Raw genomic sequence first — 18,859 nt, forward strand, 5'->3', positions numbered from 1 at the left:
AAGAGCCACCATGTCCAGCAACGACGCACCGCAAATGCCATCTCTGCCCTTGACCGGTTGTCGCGTTCTTGAGTGTTCACGCACAGTCGCTGCCGCCTACGCAGGCCGCTTGATGGCCGCGATGGGGGCGGACGTCGTGATGCTGGAGCCGAGCGGTGGCTCACCGCTGCGCCATGCCGCACCGCTGCTGGACGGTACGGGGGACAGCGCGCTGTTCACCTACCTGGCGGTGGGAAAACGCAGTCAGGTGTGTGATCTGGATTCTGCCGAGGGTCGGCTCGTGCTGGAGCGCGAGCTGGTTCATGCCGACATCCTGATCGACGACACGCCGCTGCGCGATCGAGCGCGGCACGGGCTGGATCCGGCGTTGATCGGGGCGCGGCATCCGGGCCTGGTGCACGTGAGTGTCTTGCCCTTTGGCGCCTCGGGACCGAAGGCGAACTGGGATGGGGAGGAGATCAATTTGCTCCACGCCGGGGGCGAGGGCTTCCTGCTGCCCAATGGACTGTCCCATGAGCTGTTCCCGGACCGTCCGCCACTGAAGATCTATGGCCACTTTGCCGGCTATCAGGGAGGCACCATGGCGGCGTTGGCCGCGCTCACGGCCTGGTGGGCTGTGCCTGTGGCGGGTGGCCAGTACGTCGATGTATCGGTGCAGGACGCCGTGCTGTCGGTGGGGGCCTTCGCCTTGCAGCGCTTGGGCGATGGTTCGCTGGAGCACCGCACATCGAGGCGCTTCCGCTATGGCGGTGTGTTCGAGGCGAGCGATGGCTATGTCGAGTTGCTCACGCTGGAAGACCGGCAGTGGCACGGGCTTGTGGATTTGCTGGGGCGCCCGGCATGGGCTGAAGAAGAAAGCCTGAGCGATCCGCTGGAACGCAGCCGCCGCGGCGACGAGATCAATGGCCATGTGCGCGAGTGGATGCGCAGGCACCCGGTCGAGGAGATTGTTCGTCGGGCGCAGGAACTGGGCGTGCCCGCGGCGAAGTACCGGACACCTATGGAGGTGACACAGAGTGAGCACGAGCGGGCGCGTGGCCTGTTTGCGCGCTCGGAACTGGAGAGCGGTGGATCGGTGGAGGTGCTGGTTGCACCTTTCCAGTTCCGCTGCTCGCTCTTGCCTGGCGGCGGACGCGTGCCGGCGCTGGGAGAAATGGACGCGGTGGTGCTGGCATGATGAAACGTACCAATGCGCCTTTGGCTGGCGTGCGTATCGCCGATTTCACGATCCACGCTGCAGGACCCTACTGCACACACCTGCTCTCGCAACTGGGCGCGGAGTGCATCAAGATCGAAAGCCGAACCCGACCGGATGCCTTTCGCAAACCGCACGCCGTATACGGCCGCATGCAGGCCGCGACCTTCGACCAGGTGTCGGCCAACAAGTTGTCGGTGCGCTTGAACCTCAAGCAGGCCGAGGCCGTTGCGCTGGCCAAGCGGCTAGTGGCGGTGTCCGATGTGGCGACCGAGAGCTTCCGGGCTGGTGTCATGAACCGCCTCGGCCTCGGGTTCGAGGCGCTGCGCGAGGTCAAGTCCGACATCGTGCTGCTCTCGCTTTCCTCGTGTGGACAGAGCGGACCGGACTCGCACTTCGCCGGCTATGCGCCCCTGTTCGGTGCCTGGGGGGGCCTGGGCTGGATGAGTGGCTACAGCGATGGACCTCCCGTGGAAATGCGCCATGTGATGGACCATTCGGCCGGCTTGCACGCGGCTGTGGCCACGGTGGCCGCGATGCACCAGCGTCGCAGAACCGGGCTGGCGCAGCACGTGGATCTGGCAGCTCGCGAAGTCGCCTCGGCCATGATCGGTGATGCCCTGGTCCAGGCGAGCGCCGGCATGACGCCCGTTCGCCCTGGCAACGCTGACCTGGGGATGGCGCCCCACGGGGTGTACCGCACGGCCAAGCCGGATCGGTGGCTCACGCTTGCGGTGCGCAACGATGATGAGTGGGGCAAGCTCCTGCAGGTGTTGTGCCGCGAGTGCAGCGATGTCCGCTTTGCAACGGCCCAGGGTCGCCTGAAACACCGCGAAGACCTGGACCGACTGGTGTCGTACTGGCTGGCCACCTGTGATGCCGATGCCATGGCGGGCCGCATGCAGGAAGCGGGTCTGTGCGCTCACGTGTCGTGGAACATGCAAGACATCGCCAGCGATCCGCACCTGCTCGCACGACAGGCGCTGGTCGAGGTGCGTTCGCCGGACATTCCTCCGCGGCTGGCGGTGGGGGCTCCGGGACGGTTTGGCGGCACCGACGACGTCGGCATCCGTCGGTTGACCCCCACGCTGGGACAGGATGAGGATTACGTGTTCGGCGAGTTGCTGGGCCTGAGCAGCGCGCAGCGCTCGGATCTCGAAGCACGCGAGATCATCTACTGAGCGCACCGCGAACCCACATTCAACAAACCCAAGAAAGGATTGCCCTGTGAAAGATGCCATTTACCTGGTGCTGGACATGATGAACGATTTGGTCCACGCCGACGGTCCCAACGGCAAGGGCGCCTACGGCGAGCAGGTGCGCAGCCGCCGTGTGCTTGAAAACACGCGCGTGGCCCTGGACAAGGCGCGTGCTGCCGGCCTACCGGTCGGCTTCGTCCGTGTTGGCTTTTCTGCCGACTACCGCGAGTGCCCGCCCAGTTCGCCGATTTTCTCCGGAGCCCGTAAGAACGGCATCTTCAAGCTGGGCACCTGGGGCACCGAGGTGCATCCGGACCTGGGCCAGCAGACCAGCGACTTCGACATCGTCAAACACCGCGTGAGCCCGTTCTACAGCACCAGTCTGGAGGCGATCCTGCGTGCGCACGGTATCCGGACAATCTATTGTTCGGGCATATCAACCAACGCCGTGGTGCAGGCCACGGTGCGCGAAGGCCATGACCGGGACTACGAGATGGTGGTTCTAGAGGATGGCTGTTGTGGACTGTCCGATGAGGAGCACGACAACGCGATCAAGGGTCTGCAGCGTTTTTGCCGCATCACCACGTCGCAAGACGTGGTCTTCGGGTGAGAAGCAAATGAGTCGAGTTGCACACAGCCTGCTTTTCGTCCCAGGGCACCGACCGGACCGCTTCGACAAGGCCGCCGCCAGTGGCGCCCATGAGGTGGTGCTGGACCTGGAGGACGCGGTCGCGCCGGCGGCCAAGGCAGAGGCACGAGGCCACGTGGCGTCCTGGCTCGCGACCGGACGGCAGGCTTTCGTGCGCATCAATGCGGCACAGACAGCGTGGTACGAGGACGATATCCGGATGCTCCAGTCGGTCGCAAGCGCCAACGTGATGCTGCCCAAGGCAGACCCGGACTCGCTGGCGCGCACAGTCAGCCGTCTGAACGGACGCAGGCTCATTGCGTTGCTGGAGACCGTGGACGGGTACATGGACCTGAGGGAGGTGGCGGCTGTCCATGGTGTGGAGCGGATCGCATTCGGCAGCGTGGACTTTTCGGCTGAAAGCGGGATCGCGGACGAGGGTGAGGCCATGACCGCTGTGCGCACCCAGATCGTTCTGGTATCGCGGTATGCGGGACTGGCGGCGCCGGTTGACGGCGTCAGCGTGAACTTCAATGACAACGATCGCATGCGGGCCGACGCCCTGCGTTCGCGCCAGCTCGGTTTCGGTGGAAAGCTGTGCATCCATCCGGGCCAGGTGGCGGCGACTAACGCGGCGTTCCGGCCGAGCCGCGAGGAGATTGAATGGGCGCAGCGCGTGCAATCTGCATTCGAAGCGAGCGGCGGCGCAGCGACGGCGGTGGACGGAAAGATGATCGACAAGCCGGTGGTTGACCGGGCCCGGCGTATTCTGGCCGAGGCCGCGTTGCACGGCACCGATTAGAATCCGGCAAGCCCTGGCCCTTCCCATTGGCGTCTTAGGACGGCTATCAGAGGGGCCAGCCGTTTTGGGGACTAACCTGGAATTTGCTAACGGCCTGGCACGGCCTGTCAGCCCGCCGCGAATGGACTACCGAACAAAAGAAGAGCAGGTGGCTGACTACCTGCGCGAACGGATCATCTCGGGGGTGTTCCCTCGCGGATCTCGTCTCAAACAGGCGGAGATCGCCAAAGAGCTGCACCTGAGTATCACGCCGGTGCGGGAAGCCCTGAAGCTGTTGGCGGCGGAGGGCTATGTCAGCGGTGACTCTTACCGCGGTGCTCGGGTTGTGCCTTTCGACGCATCCGCATCCGGAGAGATCCTGAATTTGCGGCTGTTGCTTGAAGCACAGTTGGTCCGCGGGGCGGTGGAGCATGTCACTGCGCAAGACATCAGCGACCTGCGGGCGCTCGGTGAAGAGTTTGAGAAGGCGTTCGAAGCCGGTGACCGTGCGATCGCCCGTGGCGTCAATTACCGTTTTCACCGCCGGCTCTACGACATCGCGAAAATGCCGCAGACCTTGCACTTTGTTCAGATCCTGTGGGCGCGCTACCCGTTTGATCTGATCAACGCGGTCGAGGAGCGGGGCAAGGACGCGGTCAAAGAGCACGATGAGATTCTGCGAGCGCTCACATCTGGCGATCCTTCGGCTTCGATGCTTGCGATGCGTAAACACATCGAGTCCGGCTGGTCCATCTTGAAGTCGAAGCAGTAGGTCCGCCGGGCAATGGGGATACCTGCGCCCACCAGCCGCCGGGTTCGGGTGAAGCCTTTCTTGGCAGGGTCCCCGGACACGCCCGGTCCGGGAAAAAGATGCGAGAGCGGTTTCACTCTGCCCGGATACCCGCTTCTCGAATGACTTTCCCCCACTTGTCGATGTCCCTGACCAGGTATGCGCCCAGCGCATCGGGCGTTCCGCCAGCGGGCTGTACGCCATGGTTGGTCATTTTCTGCTGCACATCAGGCATCGCAAGGATCTTCACGAGTTCGGTATTTAGCCGTTTGATTGCGGCCAATGGGGTGCCTGCAGGAGCGAACAGGCCGAACCAGGCCGTCACGTCAAAGCCGGGCAGACCCGATTCGGCAACGGTAGGCACCTGGGGCAGTTCGGTGCTTCGTTCCGTGCCTGTCACGGCCAGTGCGCTCAGCTTGCCAGACTCGATGTGCTGCTGCACCGGTGGAATGGTGGAAAAGTAGACTTGAACGTGACCGCCCAAGAGGTCGGTGACAGCGGGGCCGCCGCCCTTGTAGTTGATGCTGACCATCTTGATACCCGACATGCGGTTGAAGAGTTCGCCAGCGAGATGTGCCGTCGTTCCGTTGCCGGAATTGGCGTAGTTGAGTGGCTGCTTCGAGTTTTTGGCCAGGGTGATCAGTTCGCCAACGTTTCGCGCGGGAACCCCTGGGTGGGTGACCAGCACCAGGGGCAATGTGCCGACAAGGATCACAGGGGAAAAATCCTTGACCGTGTCAAAAGGGAGCTTCTGGAGGTTGGGGTTGATCGGGAATGAGGTGATCGGCATGACCAGGGTGTAGCCATCCGGCGTGGCTGTGGCGACTTGCTGGACGCCCAAGTTGCCCGACGCTCCAGGACGATTCTCGACCACCACAGGCTGTGCCAGTGCGGCAGACAGTCTCTCTGCCAGCAAGCGTGCGGTGAAGTCAGTGCCTCCTCCGGCGGCAACAGGGACGATCAGTTTGATCGGGCGGTTGGGGTAGTCCGTCGACGCAAAACTTGGAAGGGAACTGCTCAGGGCAGCCGCGTAAATGATGGTCAGCAACTTCTGAAGGGCGCGCATGGATGTCTCCGTTGTTTAATATGGAACGCACAACTACGATAATGCATTAAATATTGTGCGTTGTATAGCGATGTTGCACACTCTGGCTATGTTGAGCCGCGATCTTGAGCGTCCTGTACCGTATGCAATTGGTGCGCTAGAGGCCGAAACCAGCCGATCACATCGCTCTTTGAAAACGTGAGTGTTGAGCGATCCCCGTCATCAGCTTTGCTCCACCCCATAGGGTGATGCAACACGTTTCAACATGGAGGGGCCTGCTCTCTCCACAGTAAGGCACTCTTGCACCACGACCTGTCTCCCCTCGCGCCGCTTCGCCAGCCGGTCTTCCGCATGTTGTGGACCACCTGGCTCATGGCCAACGTGTGCATGTGGATGAGCGATGTGGCGGCGGCCTGGATGATGACCTCGCTCACCACGACGCCGCTCTGGGTCGCGCTGGTGCAGACGGCGTCCACCCTGCCGGTTTTCCTGCTGGGCCTGCCCAGCGGCGCGCTGGCCGACAGCCTGGACCGCAAGCGCTTCTTCCTCTTCACGCAGCTGTGGGTGGCGGTGGTGGCGTCGATCCTGAGTGCCTTCATCTTCCTGGGCGCGTTGACCCCGGCCCTGCTGCTGGCGCTGACGTTTGTCAACGGCATCGGCATGGCGATGCGCTGGCCGGTGTTCTCGGCCATCGTGCCCACGATCGTGCCCCGGAACCAGTTGCCGGCGGCGCTGGCGCTCAACGGGGTGTCGATGAATGCCTCGCGCATCATCGGTCCGCTGGTGGCCGGCGCGCTGATCGCCAGCGCCGGCAGTGCCTGGGTGTTCCTGCTCAACGCAGTGTTGTCCGTGGTGGCCGCCGTCATCATCAGCCGCTGGAAGCACGAGCACAAGCCGCATCCGCTGGGGCGCGAGCGCCTGGGCACCGCGATGCGCGTGGGCCTGCAGTACGTGGCCCAGTCCTACCACCTGAAGGGCGTGCTGCTGCGCATCTCGATTTTCTTCTTTCACTCGACTGCGCTGCTGGCGCTGCTGGCCCTGCTGGCGCGCGGCATGCAGGGCGGCGGTGCCGGCACTTTCACGCTGTTTCTGGCGGCCATGGGCGCGGGCGCCATCGCTTCGGCGGCGTTCCTGCCGGCCTTGCGCCGCCGTTATCCGCGCGACGGTCTCGTCCTGCGCGGCACGGCCCTGCAGGCGGGTGCCATGGCGACCATGGCGTTGACCGACCAGGTCTGGGTGGCGGTTCCCGCGATGTTTCTGGGCGGCGCGGCCTGGATCACCTCCGCCAACACGCTCAGCGTCTCGATCCAGATGGGCCTGCCCGACTGGGTGCGCGCGCGCGGCATGTCCATGTACCAGATGGCGATCATGGGCTCCAGCGCCCTGGGTGCCGCGATCTGGGGCCAGGTGGCCACCTGGACCAGCGTGCCGGTCAGCCTGGGCATCGCTTCCGTGACTGGGCTGCTCTCCATGTTTCTGGCCAACCGCCTGATGCCCGACTCCGGGCTGGAAGACGACCTCACGCCCAAGCGCATTTTTCCGGCGCCACAGATCACAGCACCACCGCCCCGGGGCCATGTGATGGTGATGGTCGAGTACCGCATCGATCCGGCACGCTCGGCCGACTTCCGCGACCTGATGCTGGGCGAGGGGCGCCGCAGCCGTTTGCGCCACGGGGCCTTGTCGTGGGAGTTGCTGCACGACATCCACGACCCCAGCCGTTTTGTCGAGGTCATCGTCGACGAGTCCTGGACCGATCACCTGCGGCGCTTCGACCGCGTCACCGCCGCCGATGTGGCGCTGCGCGACCGCAAGCTGGCCTTTCACCTCGGTGAGGAGCCGCCGCGCGTCACCCGCAGCCTGATGGAGACGACGACGGGTTCCGCCTGAACGGTCAAACGCGTTCGATGGGTCGGCTCCGAATTGGGATCTCCTCACTAGATGTGAAGAGTCAAGTGCTAGTTCTGGGACTGAGGCCTTGAAGTCCGGCTGGGACAAAGGGTCAGTTCAGACGGTAGTGCCCCCGCGCTTTCTGCACGACCCTCCCAGCATCTTGTAGGCGGTGCAGGGAGGCGGCTATCGAACCAACGGGAATGCCCGCCTCGGCTGCGATTTGCGCCTGCGGCAGCGCGGTGTTCTTGAATACCTTGAGCAGGCGGCGCAATGCGGCCAGCACCTTGTCGTCGTTGGTGCTGACACGACCACCGCGGCGTTGGACGGGCGCTGCATCTGCAACGGGCTTCGCCGAAAGCTTCCTGCCTGGCTTTCGGCGCACAACTGGCGCCACGACTTTCGCGTCCTCCACTCGCTCGTAGGAGGCTTCGGAGGATCGACGGTGGGGTAGGGCTTCGATAATCTGTACGTCGTTCGACTTGAGATGCGTGGCCGACTGGTAGATCCCGCGGAGCTGTTCTTCCAGTCCCTGCATTTCCTGGTGCATCCGTGCGACCAGTTTGAGTTGCCCGAACGCGCTGTCCGCCATGGGTCCCAAAGGCTGCGAGCCCATCACACTGATCAAGTGTTCGGTGTAGCGGGCCACTTCGGCTTTGAGCAACTCCCGGCTGTCATGGATTGCCTTGCCGGATTTCTGGATCGATTGGAGGATGTGGTCGTTGTTCAAGCTCATGGGGCTTCATCTGCTGGGCAGATGCCGTTTGGTGGGAGTTCCGCAGTCTATGGCATCCGGTTTGGCTGGCGGTTGACTGTAGCTACGGCTCGCACACTAAGAGAAGGCGTCTTGGTGGGCCTCACTTCAGGTGCGATTGAATTTGCCCATACGGCAGGCGCGTGGGGAACCTCGGTCTATTCGAACTGCGCCAATAAAGCCTCAACTTTAAGTCGCCACATGATTGTTTAGTTGCCACCTCTTTGATAAGGTTGCGACTTCATGATCGATGAACTTCGAAAATCACGGGCGCCAGACACAAATGCGAATGGCTGTTGGAAGGGTTCCAACGGTCACATACATGTTGAAGTCAAGAAAACCAACAGCGTGCGCGACGTTCGAGGTGCCTTGTTGACGCTCGCTTTCATCATCGGACAAGAGCCTTCGAAAAACCAGGCCGTGTGCGTTGTCGTTGAAACGCGGCTCTCATCCGGGAGACTGAAAGAAGAACTGGTGCGTTTTCGGCAAGTGATCCACCCAGCGATTGCAGACCGCATTCACTTCCTCGTTGGCAAGGGGAATCCGCAGGAACACATCGTGAACGCGTTCAGTGGTTCGATGGAGAACGCGCCAGCCGGGTTCTATGACTGGTTGGAAGAACTGGTTGCCAAGGAGCGCCAGGATGTTTACGCCCACCAACTCCCTCCACGGCAGATCGTCGTTGCAGCCCTGGCGCAGTTGCGTCTTTGGAATGCCTCCCCGGTGACGGTCAAATACCTGCAGGAGACCTGCCGAGTGAGCTATCCAACCGTGGCGGCAGTGCTCAAGGAGCTTGCAGACCTGGGATGGTTGGAAGACTCGGGTGAGCGTGGTGTCCGGCTGCGATATCTGACCTCAGGGGAATGGATGGAGCTGGCCCGTGAACATGCCCGGCAGCGCAAGGTACACCTGTTCACAGATCCAACCGGCCAGAACACACCCGAACAGATGGTCAAGCGCCTTGCCAGCCTTCGGGAAGCCGACAAGCTCCCGCAAACCGTTCGCATCGGAGGGGTCATCGGTGCCGCCAAACACTTTCCAGAGCTTGACATCACGGCGCCTCCCCGCCTCGACCTGTGCGTCGACAGAGATCCCTCTCGTATCGCGTCAATCCTGGACGCTGGGTTGCTTCGCAAGGCCAAGCCGGATCAACGCGTTGCCCTTGCCATCCATGTCACCAGTTTCCCCTTGGACGTCTCGCGCTGGGAATCGAAGTCGCAAGGGCACTGGGCCAGCGAACTTGAGTGCCTCGCCGACATCATGGAAATGGGATACACGCGTGAAGCGTCCGAGATGGCCCACCACATCGCGTTGACCAACAAGGAAACAAGCACGCAACATGAGTGACCTCTGATCAGTTGCCCTGGTGGTCCAAAATCGCCGCAGCCCTCCCGGCGGTGGAATGCCCCCCTCCACAAAGAGCGAGTGAGCTGAGGGGAGATTGAACTTCTCGTCGAGGCACATGGATGCCGTACCCCGCAACTGTGTGGATCACTCGGGACAGGGACGTCCTTTTCATTCGTTGTGCGACGAATATGCCTGCTCTGAACGTTTCCGTAGTGCGAGTCAGAACCAAAAACAATTTCGGTTCTGGGGGAGAGTCAGATTGATCGTGCCGCAAGCGTCTGCAAGATGACATACACCATCAGCGCAAGGGCCACCGTCTCGATCAGCATCAATGCGACCGGTTTCCAGCCGACGGCGAGTACTTCCTTGAGGTGGGTTTTCATGCCGATCGCGGCCATGGCGGCGATCAGGCACCATTGCGAAGCTGACTGGCCGATCTTGACCAGGTCATCAGGTACCCAACCTGCGCTGTTGACGACCACGAAAACGGCGAAGGCCACCGCGAAACCCGGCAGCAGCGGCGCTCGCTTTTCGCCTGAATTTGCTTCGCCCTGGGATGCCGCCTGGCGGCTCGAAACCCAGGCGACGATCGCAATGATGGGCAGCAGCAGGGAGACACGCAGCAGCTTGATCAAGGTCGCGGTGTCGCCGGCCTCGTCCGAAATGCTGTAGCCAGCCCCCACGACCTGCGCGACATCGTGAATGGTGCCGCCGATGAAGATGCCCGCCTGCTCATCGGTCATGTGCAAGCTGTTTGTGATCAACGGGTACAACATCATCGCCAATGTCGATAGCGCGCTGACCCCGATCACCGTGAACAACGCGGCCTTTTCCTTCAAGGGATGGCCAGGCTGCGCGGCGGAAATGGCCAATGCAGCCGATGCGCCGCAGATCGCGACCGCGCCACCCGTCAGCACACCGAAAGAAGCCCTGAACCCCATTGCCCGGGCCAGAACCACCCCGATACCGATGGTGAGCGCTACGGTCACCACCACCATCAGAACCGGCTGCCACCCCAACGCTGTGAATTGGTCCAGCGTGATGCGCAGGCCCAGCAAGCCAACGCCGAAGCGCAACAATTGCCTGGCGACGAAGTCGACACCGGCTTGGCAAGTCCCGTCTTGCGACAGGAAGTTGAGCGCCATTCCCAGGAGCAAAGCCATCAACATGACCGGTGCGCCATAGTGTTCTGACATGAACATCGCCGCAACCGCGACGATGACACTGATCGAAGCGCCCGGCATGCGCGCAACGATCCAGGCAAAGGAGCGGGAAACCTTCAACTCGTAAGCGGCCAGCATGTCAGCCTACTCCAGGTTCGAGTTCGCAGTCCAGCGAGTTGACGATGCGCGCCACGGCGCAATAGAACGCGCCGGTTGCGAGCAGCTCAATCAGATGCTTCTCTTTGAAGCGCTCCAGCAAGGCCTTCATGGTCGCCGCGCTCGCGCCGCTGGGCTGCGTCAGGTCGTCCGCGAGCTGCAACACCAGGGCTTCGTCCGCATCGAACAGCGCGCTATCGCGCCAATCGGGCAATGAGGCCAGCTGTGCCGGCGTGACGCCTTCGGCTTGAGCCATGTTCACATGGTGTCCGTATTCGTACTTGGATTCGTGCCGCAAGGCGATCTGCACGATCAGTAGCTCACGAATCCTGCGAGAGACAGAAAGGTCGTTGCGAAGGCCGCGCGAGAAAGGCGCCCACACCTTGGCCAGCGACGGGGACCAGGCCATCATTCGCCAGACGTTCAGCACTGTGCCTTGCTGCTTCATCTTCTCGAAGACGTCCTTCAGCTCCGGGTCCACGGTATTCGTATCGACCATCTCCATGCGTGCCATGCTCTTGTCTCCTTCGGTGAGCGGTCTCCCGCGACAAGAGAAATTATGTCGATCGGTCGGCCGGAACCTATTGATCGCCTGTCACATGGAATTGTTCTTCCGTCTCACGCTGGCGAGCCCGCCGAGATCTGATGAAGCTGGTCCCAAAGCTGGCCTGGAACCAGTGCGCAAAGGCGCTGGCTGAGGAGAAGCCGAGCATCGAAGCCGCGTCTTCCAGTGAATGGTCGCTGTCGTCGCGAAGCTTCAGCGCAACTTCGCGGCGGACGGAATCCAGCACCGACTTGAACTGCTCGCCCTCCAGGCTCAGTTGCCGGTGCAAGGTCTGGCGACTGACACCCAAGTGCTGTGCCACTTTCTCGACCGTGCAACGGCCGCTGTCCAATAACGCCGCGATCAGGTGGCGCACTGTCTCACTGCGCGCCGGCTTGCGCTGGTTGAGCGCGGAGTCCATAAAACGGCGCGCGAAACTGGCGAGCCCGGCCTGCGTCGAAGTCAACTCACGGGCCATGTCGCTTGCTGCGCAGACGATTCCGTTGAAGGCGCTGTTGAACTCGAGGTTTTTGCCGAGAAAGGAACGGTGAAAACGCAGGTCCCGCGGTGGCCGATGGGTGAAGCAGACCAGTCGAGGCTCCCAGCTGGGGCCCAGAAGATCGCGCAGCACATGAAACATCACGCCGACCGTCAGTTCCATCGCCTGGCGCGTCGGCACCGATTTGCCCAGTATCAATTCCTCGCGGACGACGACGACGTCTTCCTCTTCATCAACCCGCGCCAGCAGTGCGTCATTCAGCACACGGTTGTAACCCAGCAGCGTCTTGATCGCGCCCAGCGCCGTGCGCTCCTGCTTGATCACGAGGCTGACGGGGCCGAGTTCCCAGATTTGGCGGCGACTGGCCAATCTGAGGCCGAACGCCTCCATGTCCGAGGCTTGGGCGCAGTGGTCCAGCAAGCGGCACAACGCCTCCATGCCGATCAAGGTCTCGTTGTCGTCGAGGCAGCGGCGAGGCAGGCCCACCTTACGCATCATCGCAAAAGGGTCGATTCCTGCCGACTGCGCCAAGTCCGCGAACCCCGTCAGGCTGGCGCTGCGGATGAGGTGGGGCATCTGGGCAATGGACATTTTCGATAGCCTTCGCCTGCTACAGATAATCAATTTTACGCGACAACGGATCAATTCTGTCGAGGCGGCGCCCCGCATCATATCTGCAAGCGCGGTCACGGCCTGCCATCGCAGACACCGCAGCCCACACAGGAGATCACCATGCACTTTCTCGACGGAGCCCTGCTGCCCGAAAACCAGGAAAAACTTGTCATCACCGCCGCCCCGTACGGCCCGCAATGGGAGCCAGGCGACTTTCCGTCCGACATCGCGGTCACGATCGAGGAGCAGGTGCAAAAGGCAGTGGATTGTTACAACGCTGGCGCCACGGTGCTCCATTTTCATGCCCGCGAGGATGATGGTTCTGGCTGCAAGAACCTGGACCGCTTCAACGAGATTCTCTCGCGCCTGAAGCAGGCGGTGCCCGACATGATCATCCAGGTCGGTGGCTCAATCTCGTTCGCGCCCGTCGAGGAAGGCGCCCCCGCCGAGTGGCTGAGCGACGAGAAGCGTCACATGCTGGCGCGCCTGAAGCCGACGCCCGAACAGGTCACCGTGGCCGTCAACACCGGGCAGATGAACACGGTGGAGATCATGACCCCCGAGGACCGCGCAGGAACCTCGTTCGAACGCAAGGCGGTCTACGACGCCTATGAGGAGATGGTCGTTCCAGCGGGCCCCGCCTGGCTGCGGGAGCATCTCGCGCAACTGGCGGCCAATGGCATCCAGCCGCACTTCCAGATCACGATGAAGTCGGGACTCGTCACCCTTGAGCGCCTGATCCGGCAGGGCATCTACAAGGGGCCACTCAATGTGAACTGGGTCGCGCTCAGCGGTGGTTTCGACAACCCTGACCCTTACAGCATGATGGAGTTCATCCGCCTGCTCCCCGATGGGTCGACACTCACGTTGGAAGCGTTGATGCGCGCCTGTCTGCCGATCAACACCATGGCGATCGCCATGGGCCTGCACGTGCGCTGCGGTATCGAGGACACGCTCTGGGGTCCCAAGGGGGAGCACATCAGCAGCGTGAAGCAGATCGAACAACTGGTGCGTATTTCGCGGGAATTGGGGCGAGGGGTCGCATCGGCCAAAGAGGCCCGTGCGATCTTCAAGATCGGCACGCAGTACCAGACGACCGAGCAGACGCTCGCCGAGTTGCGCTACCCAACCGCGCACCGGCCGCTCAGGCCGGCACTGGCCGAACGCAAGGTGGCGGCATGAAAGACCTGCATGAAGTGACCGTTGTCATGGTGCCGGGGTTGCGCGAGGAGACACCGGCGCACTGGCAGTCGATCCTGACCAGCGAACTGCCCAATGTGCGCTCGCTCCCTGCGCTGGGGCGCACCAACATCGACCTGGATATCCGCATGACGCAGATCGAAGAGGCTGTCCGGGCCATCAAGGGGCCCGTGGTGGTGGTCGCGCACAGTGGCGGAGTCATTGCCACGGTGCATTGGGCCCAGCGCACCCGAGTTGCCATTCACGGCGCCCTGCTGGCGACGCCGCCGCTGTTCGCGGGCCCCCTGGGCTCCGAGTTTCCGGCCCTTGCCGAATTCCAGCGCCACGGCTGGACGCCGGTACCCCGCTCGCCACTGCCGTTTCCCAGCATCGTGGCGGCGAGCCGCAACGACCCCCTGGGCTCGTATGAGGGCGTTTGCGAACTGGCGCGAGCCTGGGGCGCTCGCCTGTTCGACCTCGGTCACAGTGGCCACCTGAATCCGGCCTCGGGCTTCGGCCCCTGGCCTGCTGCGAGTCAACTGGTCCGCGAACTGGCGCAAGACACGTCGATGTTGAAAGTCCAATCGCCCGCAGAAGACCGCATCGCGTGAAACAAACCAAGGAGACAATCATGAAAGCATCAATCCCAGTGTCTTGTCGTTTCGCGCTCGGCGCGCTGTTGCTGGCCTGCTCATCGCTGGCCCAAGCCTGGCCCGAGCGGGCAATCAAGCTCATCGTCCCCGCGCCGCCCGGCGGGAACATGGACGTGCCGGCTCGCATCTTTGCCAACTTTCTGTCCAAGGAAGTCGGCCAACCTGTCATCGTCGAGAACAAAAAGGGCGCGGGTGGCGCCATCGGCGTGCAGGCAATGCTGACCGCACCTGCCGACGGTCATACCATCCTGTACACCAGCTCCAACGTGCTCACGGAAATACCGCACGTGATGAAGCCACCCTTCGACCCGATGAAGGATGTACTGCCGGTGGCGGCGCTCACGCAGTACCGTTACCTTCTGGTCGTTGCGCCCGACTACCCCGCGAATGACCTGGCCGGCATGGTGAAGCAGCTCAAGGCAGCGCCGGACAAGAGCAGCTTTGCGTCACCGAGTCCCGGAACGATTGCGCAACGCGGGGGAGAGATCCTCAATCGAAAACTTGGCGTGAACATGCTGCACGTGCCATTTTCGGGTACGCCTCCCGCACTGCTCGCTGTGATGTCCAACCAGATCACGATGTATCTGGACAGCGTCGTGACCTCGGGACCCCTGCTGCAGGGCGGCAAGCTGAAGGCACTGGCCATCGCGGGCACCACCCGCTATCCCGAAATGCCGCAGGTTCCGACTTTCGCCGAACAGGGTTTTCCGGAGTTCAATGATTTCAGCAGCTGGCAGGGCATTGCGGTGTCACCCAAGGTGCCTGCCGCCGTTGTCGAACAGCTCTACGCCGTTACGCGCCGCATCGCCGGTCAGGCGACGTTTCGCGAGAGTATCGCCAAGCTGAGATTCGAGCCGATCCTGCCCGATTCGTTGCAGCAGTTCGCGCAGCGCCTGCAGTCTGACTACGACCACTTCGAAGCACTGAACCGCACGATGACCCTGAACAAGTGAAATCTCATCAACCTTGATAGAAATGAGTCAGCCATGAAAGCAGTCATGATTGTTTCGGGCCCGCAAGGCGGCCGCCTGGAAATTCAGGAGATTCCCCGCCCGACGCCAGGTTCCGGCCAAGTGGTGGTGCAGGTGATGGCCTCGGGCCTTAACCGGGGTGAATTGATTCGGGTGGGTGAAGCGAAAAGCGGCGCCCCGATACGGGCCGGGATCGAGTTCGCCGGCATTGTCAGCCAGGTTGGACCCGATGTGCGCGGCGTTTGTGAAGGTGACCGTGTAGCCGGCCACGGCTGGGGCGGCCAGTCCGAGTATGTTCTGGCCGAAGCGCGTGCGCTGATCGAGATGCCGTCTACGCTGTCCTGGGCTGAGGCGGCTGCATTCCCCAATGTGTTTATCAGCGCGCACGACGCACTGGTCACCAATGGCGAATTCCGCGCCGGCCAGTCCGTACTGGTGAATGCCGCCACCGGTGGCATGGGGCTGGCCGCCATCCAGCTGGCCGCCCAGCTCGGCGCCAGCCAAGTCATTGCCACCTCGCGTTCGGCGGCCAAGCTGGCGCGGCTGCGCGAATATGGCGCGACCCATACTATCGATACGTCGCAGCAGGACACCGTGCAGGCTGTGAAGGACGCCACCGGCGGGCGCGGCGTGGACGTGATCATCGACTCACTGGGCGGCGCGGTGTTGGACGCCAATCTGAAAAGCCTGGCTGTGTGCGGCCGCCTCGTCATCATCGCGCGCATGAGCGGCGTCGATACCGCCCAGGTCGACATCAAGCACCTGTGGATCAATCGCCTAAAGGTGGTCGGGACCACCTTCCGCACCCGAACCGAGGAAGAGCGTCTTGCACTGATTGAAGCGTGCGCTCGCGATGTGCTGCCGCTGCTGCGCGCGGGGCGTCTCAAGCTGCCGGTCGACCGCATGTTCGCACTCGATGACATCGCGCAGGCCCACGCCTACATGGCAAGCGACCAGCACTTCGGCAAGATCGTGCTGGCCGTCCATGAAGGTGCGATGGAAACCGGTGCACAGACCTCACTGGCCACAACCAAGGAGTTAGCATGAACCTCAAGACAACCCCGCTCACCGGGTCGGTCGGTGCCGCCGTCGAGGGCATCTCCCTTTCGGAGCCCTTGACCAGCGAAGTGTTCGAGCTACTGCGCGAGGCTTTCCTGCGCCACTGCGTGCTGGTGTTCCGCGATCAACATCTTGCTCCGGCACCGCAACTCGCTTTCGCCCGACTCTGGGGCGAACCGGTGGTTCCGGCCTTGCTCTCCAAGCTGCAACTCGGTGAGTATCCCGAGTTGGTCCAAATCCGGACGATGTCAAAGGAGCTCGTCTCGACCGAGGCCTGGCACTACGACGCCCCACACACACCCGTTCCTCCAAAGGTCACTATGCTCAGCGCGCAGGTGGTGCCGGCGGGTGGCGACACGATGTGGAGCAACCAATACCTCGCCTACGAGCGCCTGACTCCCGTCATGCAACGCATGCTGCAGGGTCTGCGTGTGCATTTCCGCGCCGTGCGGCTGGCTCGTTCCCAAGGCGTAGCTGCCTCCGATGCGCCCTCGGCGGTGCACCCGCTCGTGCGCACGCATCCGGAGACCGGCCGCAAGGCGCTATACATCGGGCATCCTGACAACGTGATGGGCATCGAGGGCATGACGGAGGCCGAAGGCCGGCCCTTGCTGAACTTTCTGTATGTGCACAGCACGCAGCCAGACAACGTCTACCGCCACATGTGGCGCGTCGGCGATGTGGTCATGTGGGACAACCGTTGCACCATGCACTATGCGGTGCACGACTATGGCGATCAAGAGCGGGTTTTGAACCGCGTCACTCTGAAGGGGGAAGCGCCCGCCTGATAAGCGCTGTTGCCTGACCACACGGCAGCCGCTTTGCGCGGGCGTCGGGTCCCCTTGAGCAATGCAATTTATCAGTGATCAGCCAAATTCGAGCGACTTCAGCTGAGCAAGAGCTTTCGCACCAGGACATACTCGTGCATGCGTAGCATGTCCTTCTCGGTCGGGTCCGCCAAACGCGTGAGGTCCATGTTGTCGGCGTTGTCTGCCAACTTGACCTCCCGTGCCAGCGAATTGATCTTGGCTCTCTTGGCGGCCTCAATGCGTGTCTCTTTTGGTCCCTTGGTCAGCGCCAGTACGGCTTCAACGATTTCCGCATCGAAGCCCGCGTCACGCAAATCCTGCTCGGTCACCTTGGTGTCCTCCAGCAAGTCGTGCATTGCAGCCACGGTTTTCGCCTTGATGCCTTCCACGGCGTGCATCACGCGTAGCACATGCAGGATGTACGGCTCTCCCGCCTTGTCGATTTGACCTGCGTGGTGAATGGCTGCGAGTTCCAGAGCTTTTTCGAGTGTGGGCATGCGAAGTTGTTTTGCGCAGTGGTGAGATGAACTGATCGTATGCTTGATCTGCCCCACTATGGGGTGGCGCCGTTGTCATCGCGTGGCGGGAAATCATGAACACTTGGGGCTGAGAGAAAAATCACAGATCCAAGTTCAGCTGGCGAATGAGAGCTTCTTTGATCTGCTCCAGTGACTGTGTTTGCTCCAGCACCACGATATCTTCCAGATCGCAACGAAAGTCTGCCTTTGCAGGCGCGGACAGGGTGAGCGGAATGCGTGGAATTTTGACTCGGACTCGAACGGGTACCTTGGCCAACTGCGCCAACAAAAGGCTCACCCGGTGTTCTTCCTGTACGACCTTGAGTGTGATGCGGCTGCCCAAGGTGAACAGTCTCGTGTCGGCATCGTCGAGTGCAGATATTTCTATGATCACGGTGCCTGCCTGCTCTTCATACCCCCCTGTGACACGACCTTGCAGATGGTGCTCGCGCTGGCTCGCTACTTGCTTGACGGCAAGCTTTCCCATGTTGAGATCAATGGGGCCGGCCAGCGACTGAACTGTAGGTACTCGCTGACCTAGCAGGGATAAGACGCTGTTCGTCAGAGCTGGATTGGGGAGCTTGTCCAACTGGTCTCGGATGCTCTCAAAACTGATCGAGCCGCTCTGCGCAGCGGCAATCACCTTCTTGATTGCCTGTACCGTTTCTCTCAACGTCACGTGTTCAGCAGCAATTTCCGGCGTAGGGTCCAGCTCTTGCATCAAGCCGACCGACGTGTTGGCCAACACCAGTGTCAGGATCAGGTCTCTGGCGTCCTTGACGCGAATCAACACGAAATGGCGACCGGGCGTTGGGTTCATGGTCAAAAGCTGGTTTTCGACGCGGCGCATCGCTTTGAGCATGTCGTCCAGCGTGCAGAACTCATCGTCTGGTAAGGCCTCACTGACGGCAGCGGGTACATCACTGGCACTGGCAAAAAATGCCGAAGCGCAATAGCCCTTTCTGGCGTTTCCTTCGCGAGCAGCCTGAGTCAGGGGGGTGGATGTTTTTCGTGGAGCAGAAGCCATACAAACTCAAGCGGTTGGGGAAAAGGAATGGATTGCTTTC

At 62.1% G+C, this 18,859-nt stretch carries 19 protein-coding genes; 12 read left to right on the plus strand and 7 right to left on the minus strand.

All coding sequences use genetic code 11. The features are described 5' to 3' along the window. The first annotated feature begins 34 nt into the window (after window positions 1–34). The 5 genes from F3K02_RS18705 (at window position 35) to F3K02_RS18725 (ending at window position 4,575) form a co-directional block, all read left to right on the plus strand. Window positions 35–1,177: a CoA transferase gene (locus F3K02_RS18705; RefSeq protein WP_246309635.1), complete on the plus strand. Its 1,143-nt coding sequence runs from the start codon at window positions 35–37 to the stop codon at window positions 1,175–1,177. Next, window positions 1,174–2,376, plus strand: a complete 1,203-nt coding sequence (locus F3K02_RS18710; protein ID WP_218179494.1) for a CaiB/BaiF CoA transferase family protein — start codon at window positions 1,174–1,176, stop codon at window positions 2,374–2,376. Before F3K02_RS18705 ends, F3K02_RS18710 begins: the two co-directional genes overlap by 4 nt. A gap of 46 nt (window positions 2,377–2,422) precedes the next feature. After that, the gene (locus F3K02_RS18715) at window positions 2,423–3,004 is read left to right on the plus strand and encodes a cysteine hydrolase family protein (RefSeq protein ID WP_343067110.1); all 582 of its coding nucleotides are present in this window, start codon (window positions 2,423–2,425) and stop codon (window positions 3,002–3,004) included. A gap of 7 nt (window positions 3,005–3,011) precedes the next feature. Beyond that, the gene (locus F3K02_RS18720) at window positions 3,012–3,824 is read left to right on the plus strand and encodes an HpcH/HpaI aldolase/citrate lyase family protein (protein ID WP_177137130.1); all 813 of its coding nucleotides are present in this window, start codon (window positions 3,012–3,014) and stop codon (window positions 3,822–3,824) included. A 121-nt stretch (window positions 3,825–3,945) separates the two neighbouring features. Further along, the gene (locus F3K02_RS18725; RefSeq protein ID WP_177137131.1) at window positions 3,946–4,575 is read left to right on the plus strand and encodes a GntR family transcriptional regulator; all 630 of its coding nucleotides are present in this window, start codon (window positions 3,946–3,948) and stop codon (window positions 4,573–4,575) included. 112 nt (window positions 4,576–4,687) lie between these two features. On the opposite strand, the gene F3K02_RS18730 is transcribed toward F3K02_RS18725, so the two are convergent. After that, window positions 4,688–5,659 (minus strand): tripartite tricarboxylate transporter substrate binding protein, encoded by a 972-nt coding sequence (locus F3K02_RS18730; RefSeq protein ID WP_177137132.1) that lies wholly within the window; start codon window positions 5,657–5,659, stop codon window positions 4,688–4,690. Window positions 5,660–5,938: 279 nt separating this feature from the next. On the opposite strand from F3K02_RS18730, the gene F3K02_RS18735 reads away from it, so the two are divergent. Further along, on the plus strand, window positions 5,939–7,528 hold the full coding sequence (locus F3K02_RS18735; RefSeq protein WP_281362835.1) for an MFS transporter: 1,590 nt from the start codon (window positions 5,939–5,941) through the stop codon (window positions 7,526–7,528). A 112-nt stretch (window positions 7,529–7,640) separates the two neighbouring features. On the opposite strand, the gene F3K02_RS18740 is transcribed toward F3K02_RS18735, so the two are convergent. Then, complete coding sequence (locus F3K02_RS18740; protein WP_177137133.1) at window positions 7,641–8,264, minus strand: hypothetical protein; 624 nt, start codon at window positions 8,262–8,264, stop codon at window positions 7,641–7,643. 261 nt (window positions 8,265–8,525) lie between these two features. Between F3K02_RS18740 and F3K02_RS18745 the strand changes: the two genes are divergently transcribed. After that, window positions 8,526–9,629, plus strand: a complete 1,104-nt coding sequence (locus F3K02_RS18745) for a hypothetical protein (RefSeq protein ID WP_177137134.1) — start codon at window positions 8,526–8,528, stop codon at window positions 9,627–9,629. Window positions 9,630–9,883: 254 nt separating this feature from the next. Here the strand turns inward: F3K02_RS18745 and F3K02_RS18750 are convergent, their stop codons facing one another. The 3 genes from F3K02_RS18750 to F3K02_RS18760 form a co-directional block, all read right to left on the minus strand. Then, window positions 9,884–10,930 (minus strand): YeiH family protein, encoded by a 1,047-nt coding sequence (locus F3K02_RS18750; RefSeq protein WP_177137135.1) that lies wholly within the window; start codon window positions 10,928–10,930, stop codon window positions 9,884–9,886. Window position 10,931: 1 nt separating this feature from the next. Continuing rightward, window positions 10,932–11,462: a carboxymuconolactone decarboxylase family protein gene (locus tag F3K02_RS18755; protein WP_177137136.1), complete on the minus strand. Its 531-nt coding sequence runs from the start codon at window positions 11,460–11,462 to the stop codon at window positions 10,932–10,934. Window positions 11,463–11,529: 67 nt separating this feature from the next. Further along, complete coding sequence (locus F3K02_RS18760; RefSeq protein WP_177137137.1) at window positions 11,530–12,582, minus strand: AraC family transcriptional regulator ligand-binding domain-containing protein; 1,053 nt, start codon at window positions 12,580–12,582, stop codon at window positions 11,530–11,532. Window positions 12,583–12,723: 141 nt separating this feature from the next. Here F3K02_RS18760 and F3K02_RS18765 point away from each other — a divergent pair, with 141 nt between their 5' ends. From F3K02_RS18765 to F3K02_RS18785, 5 genes are read left to right on the plus strand one after another with little or no spacing between them, the layout of a single operon-like run. Continuing rightward, complete coding sequence (locus tag F3K02_RS18765) at window positions 12,724–13,785, plus strand: beta-keto acid cleavage family enzyme (protein ID WP_177137138.1); 1,062 nt, start codon at window positions 12,724–12,726, stop codon at window positions 13,783–13,785. Continuing rightward, window positions 13,782–14,393, plus strand: coding sequence for an RBBP9/YdeN family alpha/beta hydrolase (locus F3K02_RS18770; RefSeq protein WP_177137139.1), 612 nt, complete (start codon window positions 13,782–13,784; stop codon window positions 14,391–14,393). Before F3K02_RS18765 ends, F3K02_RS18770 begins: the two co-directional genes overlap by 4 nt. Before the next feature lie 20 nt (window positions 14,394–14,413). Continuing rightward, window positions 14,414–15,388, plus strand: coding sequence for a Bug family tripartite tricarboxylate transporter substrate binding protein (locus F3K02_RS18775; RefSeq protein WP_177137140.1), 975 nt, complete (start codon window positions 14,414–14,416; stop codon window positions 15,386–15,388). A gap of 33 nt (window positions 15,389–15,421) precedes the next feature. Beyond that, on the plus strand, window positions 15,422–16,453 hold the full coding sequence (locus F3K02_RS18780) for a zinc-binding dehydrogenase (RefSeq protein ID WP_177137141.1): 1,032 nt from the start codon (window positions 15,422–15,424) through the stop codon (window positions 16,451–16,453). Next, on the plus strand, window positions 16,450–17,253 hold the full coding sequence (locus F3K02_RS18785) for a TauD/TfdA dioxygenase family protein (protein ID WP_177137142.1): 804 nt from the start codon (window positions 16,450–16,452) through the stop codon (window positions 17,251–17,253). Before F3K02_RS18780 ends, F3K02_RS18785 begins: the two co-directional genes overlap by 4 nt. 98 nt (window positions 17,254–17,351) lie before the next feature. Here the strand turns inward: F3K02_RS18785 and F3K02_RS18790 are convergent, their stop codons facing one another. After that, window positions 17,352–17,771, minus strand: a complete 420-nt coding sequence (locus F3K02_RS18790; RefSeq protein WP_177137143.1) for an HD domain-containing protein — start codon at window positions 17,769–17,771, stop codon at window positions 17,352–17,354. Window positions 17,772–17,892: 121 nt separating this feature from the next. Beyond that, a complete protein-coding gene (locus F3K02_RS18795) occupies window positions 17,893–18,819 on the minus strand; it encodes a hypothetical protein (RefSeq protein ID WP_177137144.1) in 927 nt (308 codons plus the stop codon). Between the last annotated feature and the right edge of the window lie 40 nt (window positions 18,820–18,859).

The sequence above is a fragment of the Hydrogenophaga aromaticivorans genome (assembly GCF_013387465.1).
GTDB lineage: Bacteria > Pseudomonadota > Gammaproteobacteria > Burkholderiales > Burkholderiaceae_C > Hydrogenophaga > Hydrogenophaga aromaticivorans.

Excerpts from the sequence above, each read along its gene's own strand:
- F3K02_RS18765 (WP_177137138.1), top strand. The coding sequence starts at position 12,724 with ATGCACTTTCTCGACGGAGCCCTGCTGCCCGAAAACCAGGAAAAACTT.
- F3K02_RS18705 (WP_246309635.1), top strand. The coding sequence starts at position 35 with ATGCCATCTCTGCCCTTGACCGGTTGTCGCGTTCTTGAGTGTTCACGC.
- F3K02_RS18730 (WP_177137132.1), bottom strand. The coding sequence starts at position 5,659 with ATGCGCGCCCTTCAGAAGTTGCTGACCATCATTTACGCGGCTGCCCTG.
- F3K02_RS18785 (WP_177137142.1), top strand. The coding sequence starts at position 16,450 with ATGAACCTCAAGACAACCCCGCTCACCGGGTCGGTCGGTGCCGCCGTC.
- F3K02_RS18745 (WP_177137134.1), top strand. The coding sequence starts at position 8,526 with ATGATCGATGAACTTCGAAAATCACGGGCGCCAGACACAAATGCGAAT.
- F3K02_RS18775 (WP_177137140.1), top strand. The coding sequence starts at position 14,414 with ATGAAAGCATCAATCCCAGTGTCTTGTCGTTTCGCGCTCGGCGCGCTG.
- F3K02_RS18770 (WP_177137139.1), top strand. The coding sequence starts at position 13,782 with ATGAAAGACCTGCATGAAGTGACCGTTGTCATGGTGCCGGGGTTGCGC.
- F3K02_RS18780 (WP_177137141.1), top strand. The coding sequence starts at position 15,422 with ATGAAAGCAGTCATGATTGTTTCGGGCCCGCAAGGCGGCCGCCTGGAA.
- F3K02_RS18710 (WP_218179494.1), top strand. The coding sequence starts at position 1,174 with ATGATGAAACGTACCAATGCGCCTTTGGCTGGCGTGCGTATCGCCGAT.
- F3K02_RS18740 (WP_177137133.1), bottom strand. The coding sequence starts at position 8,264 with ATGAGCTTGAACAACGACCACATCCTCCAATCGATCCAGAAATCCGGC.
- F3K02_RS18760 (WP_177137137.1), bottom strand. The coding sequence starts at position 12,582 with ATGTCCATTGCCCAGATGCCCCACCTCATCCGCAGCGCCAGCCTGACG.
- F3K02_RS18795 (WP_177137144.1), bottom strand. The coding sequence starts at position 18,819 with ATGGCTTCTGCTCCACGAAAAACATCCACCCCCCTGACTCAGGCTGCT.
- F3K02_RS18720 (WP_177137130.1), top strand. The coding sequence starts at position 3,012 with ATGAGTCGAGTTGCACACAGCCTGCTTTTCGTCCCAGGGCACCGACCG.
- F3K02_RS18790 (WP_177137143.1), bottom strand. The coding sequence starts at position 17,771 with ATGCCCACACTCGAAAAAGCTCTGGAACTCGCAGCCATTCACCACGCA.
- F3K02_RS18755 (WP_177137136.1), bottom strand. The coding sequence starts at position 11,462 with ATGGCACGCATGGAGATGGTCGATACGAATACCGTGGACCCGGAGCTG.
- F3K02_RS18750 (WP_177137135.1), bottom strand. The coding sequence starts at position 10,930 with ATGCTGGCCGCTTACGAGTTGAAGGTTTCCCGCTCCTTTGCCTGGATC.
- F3K02_RS18725 (WP_177137131.1), top strand. The coding sequence starts at position 3,946 with ATGGACTACCGAACAAAAGAAGAGCAGGTGGCTGACTACCTGCGCGAA.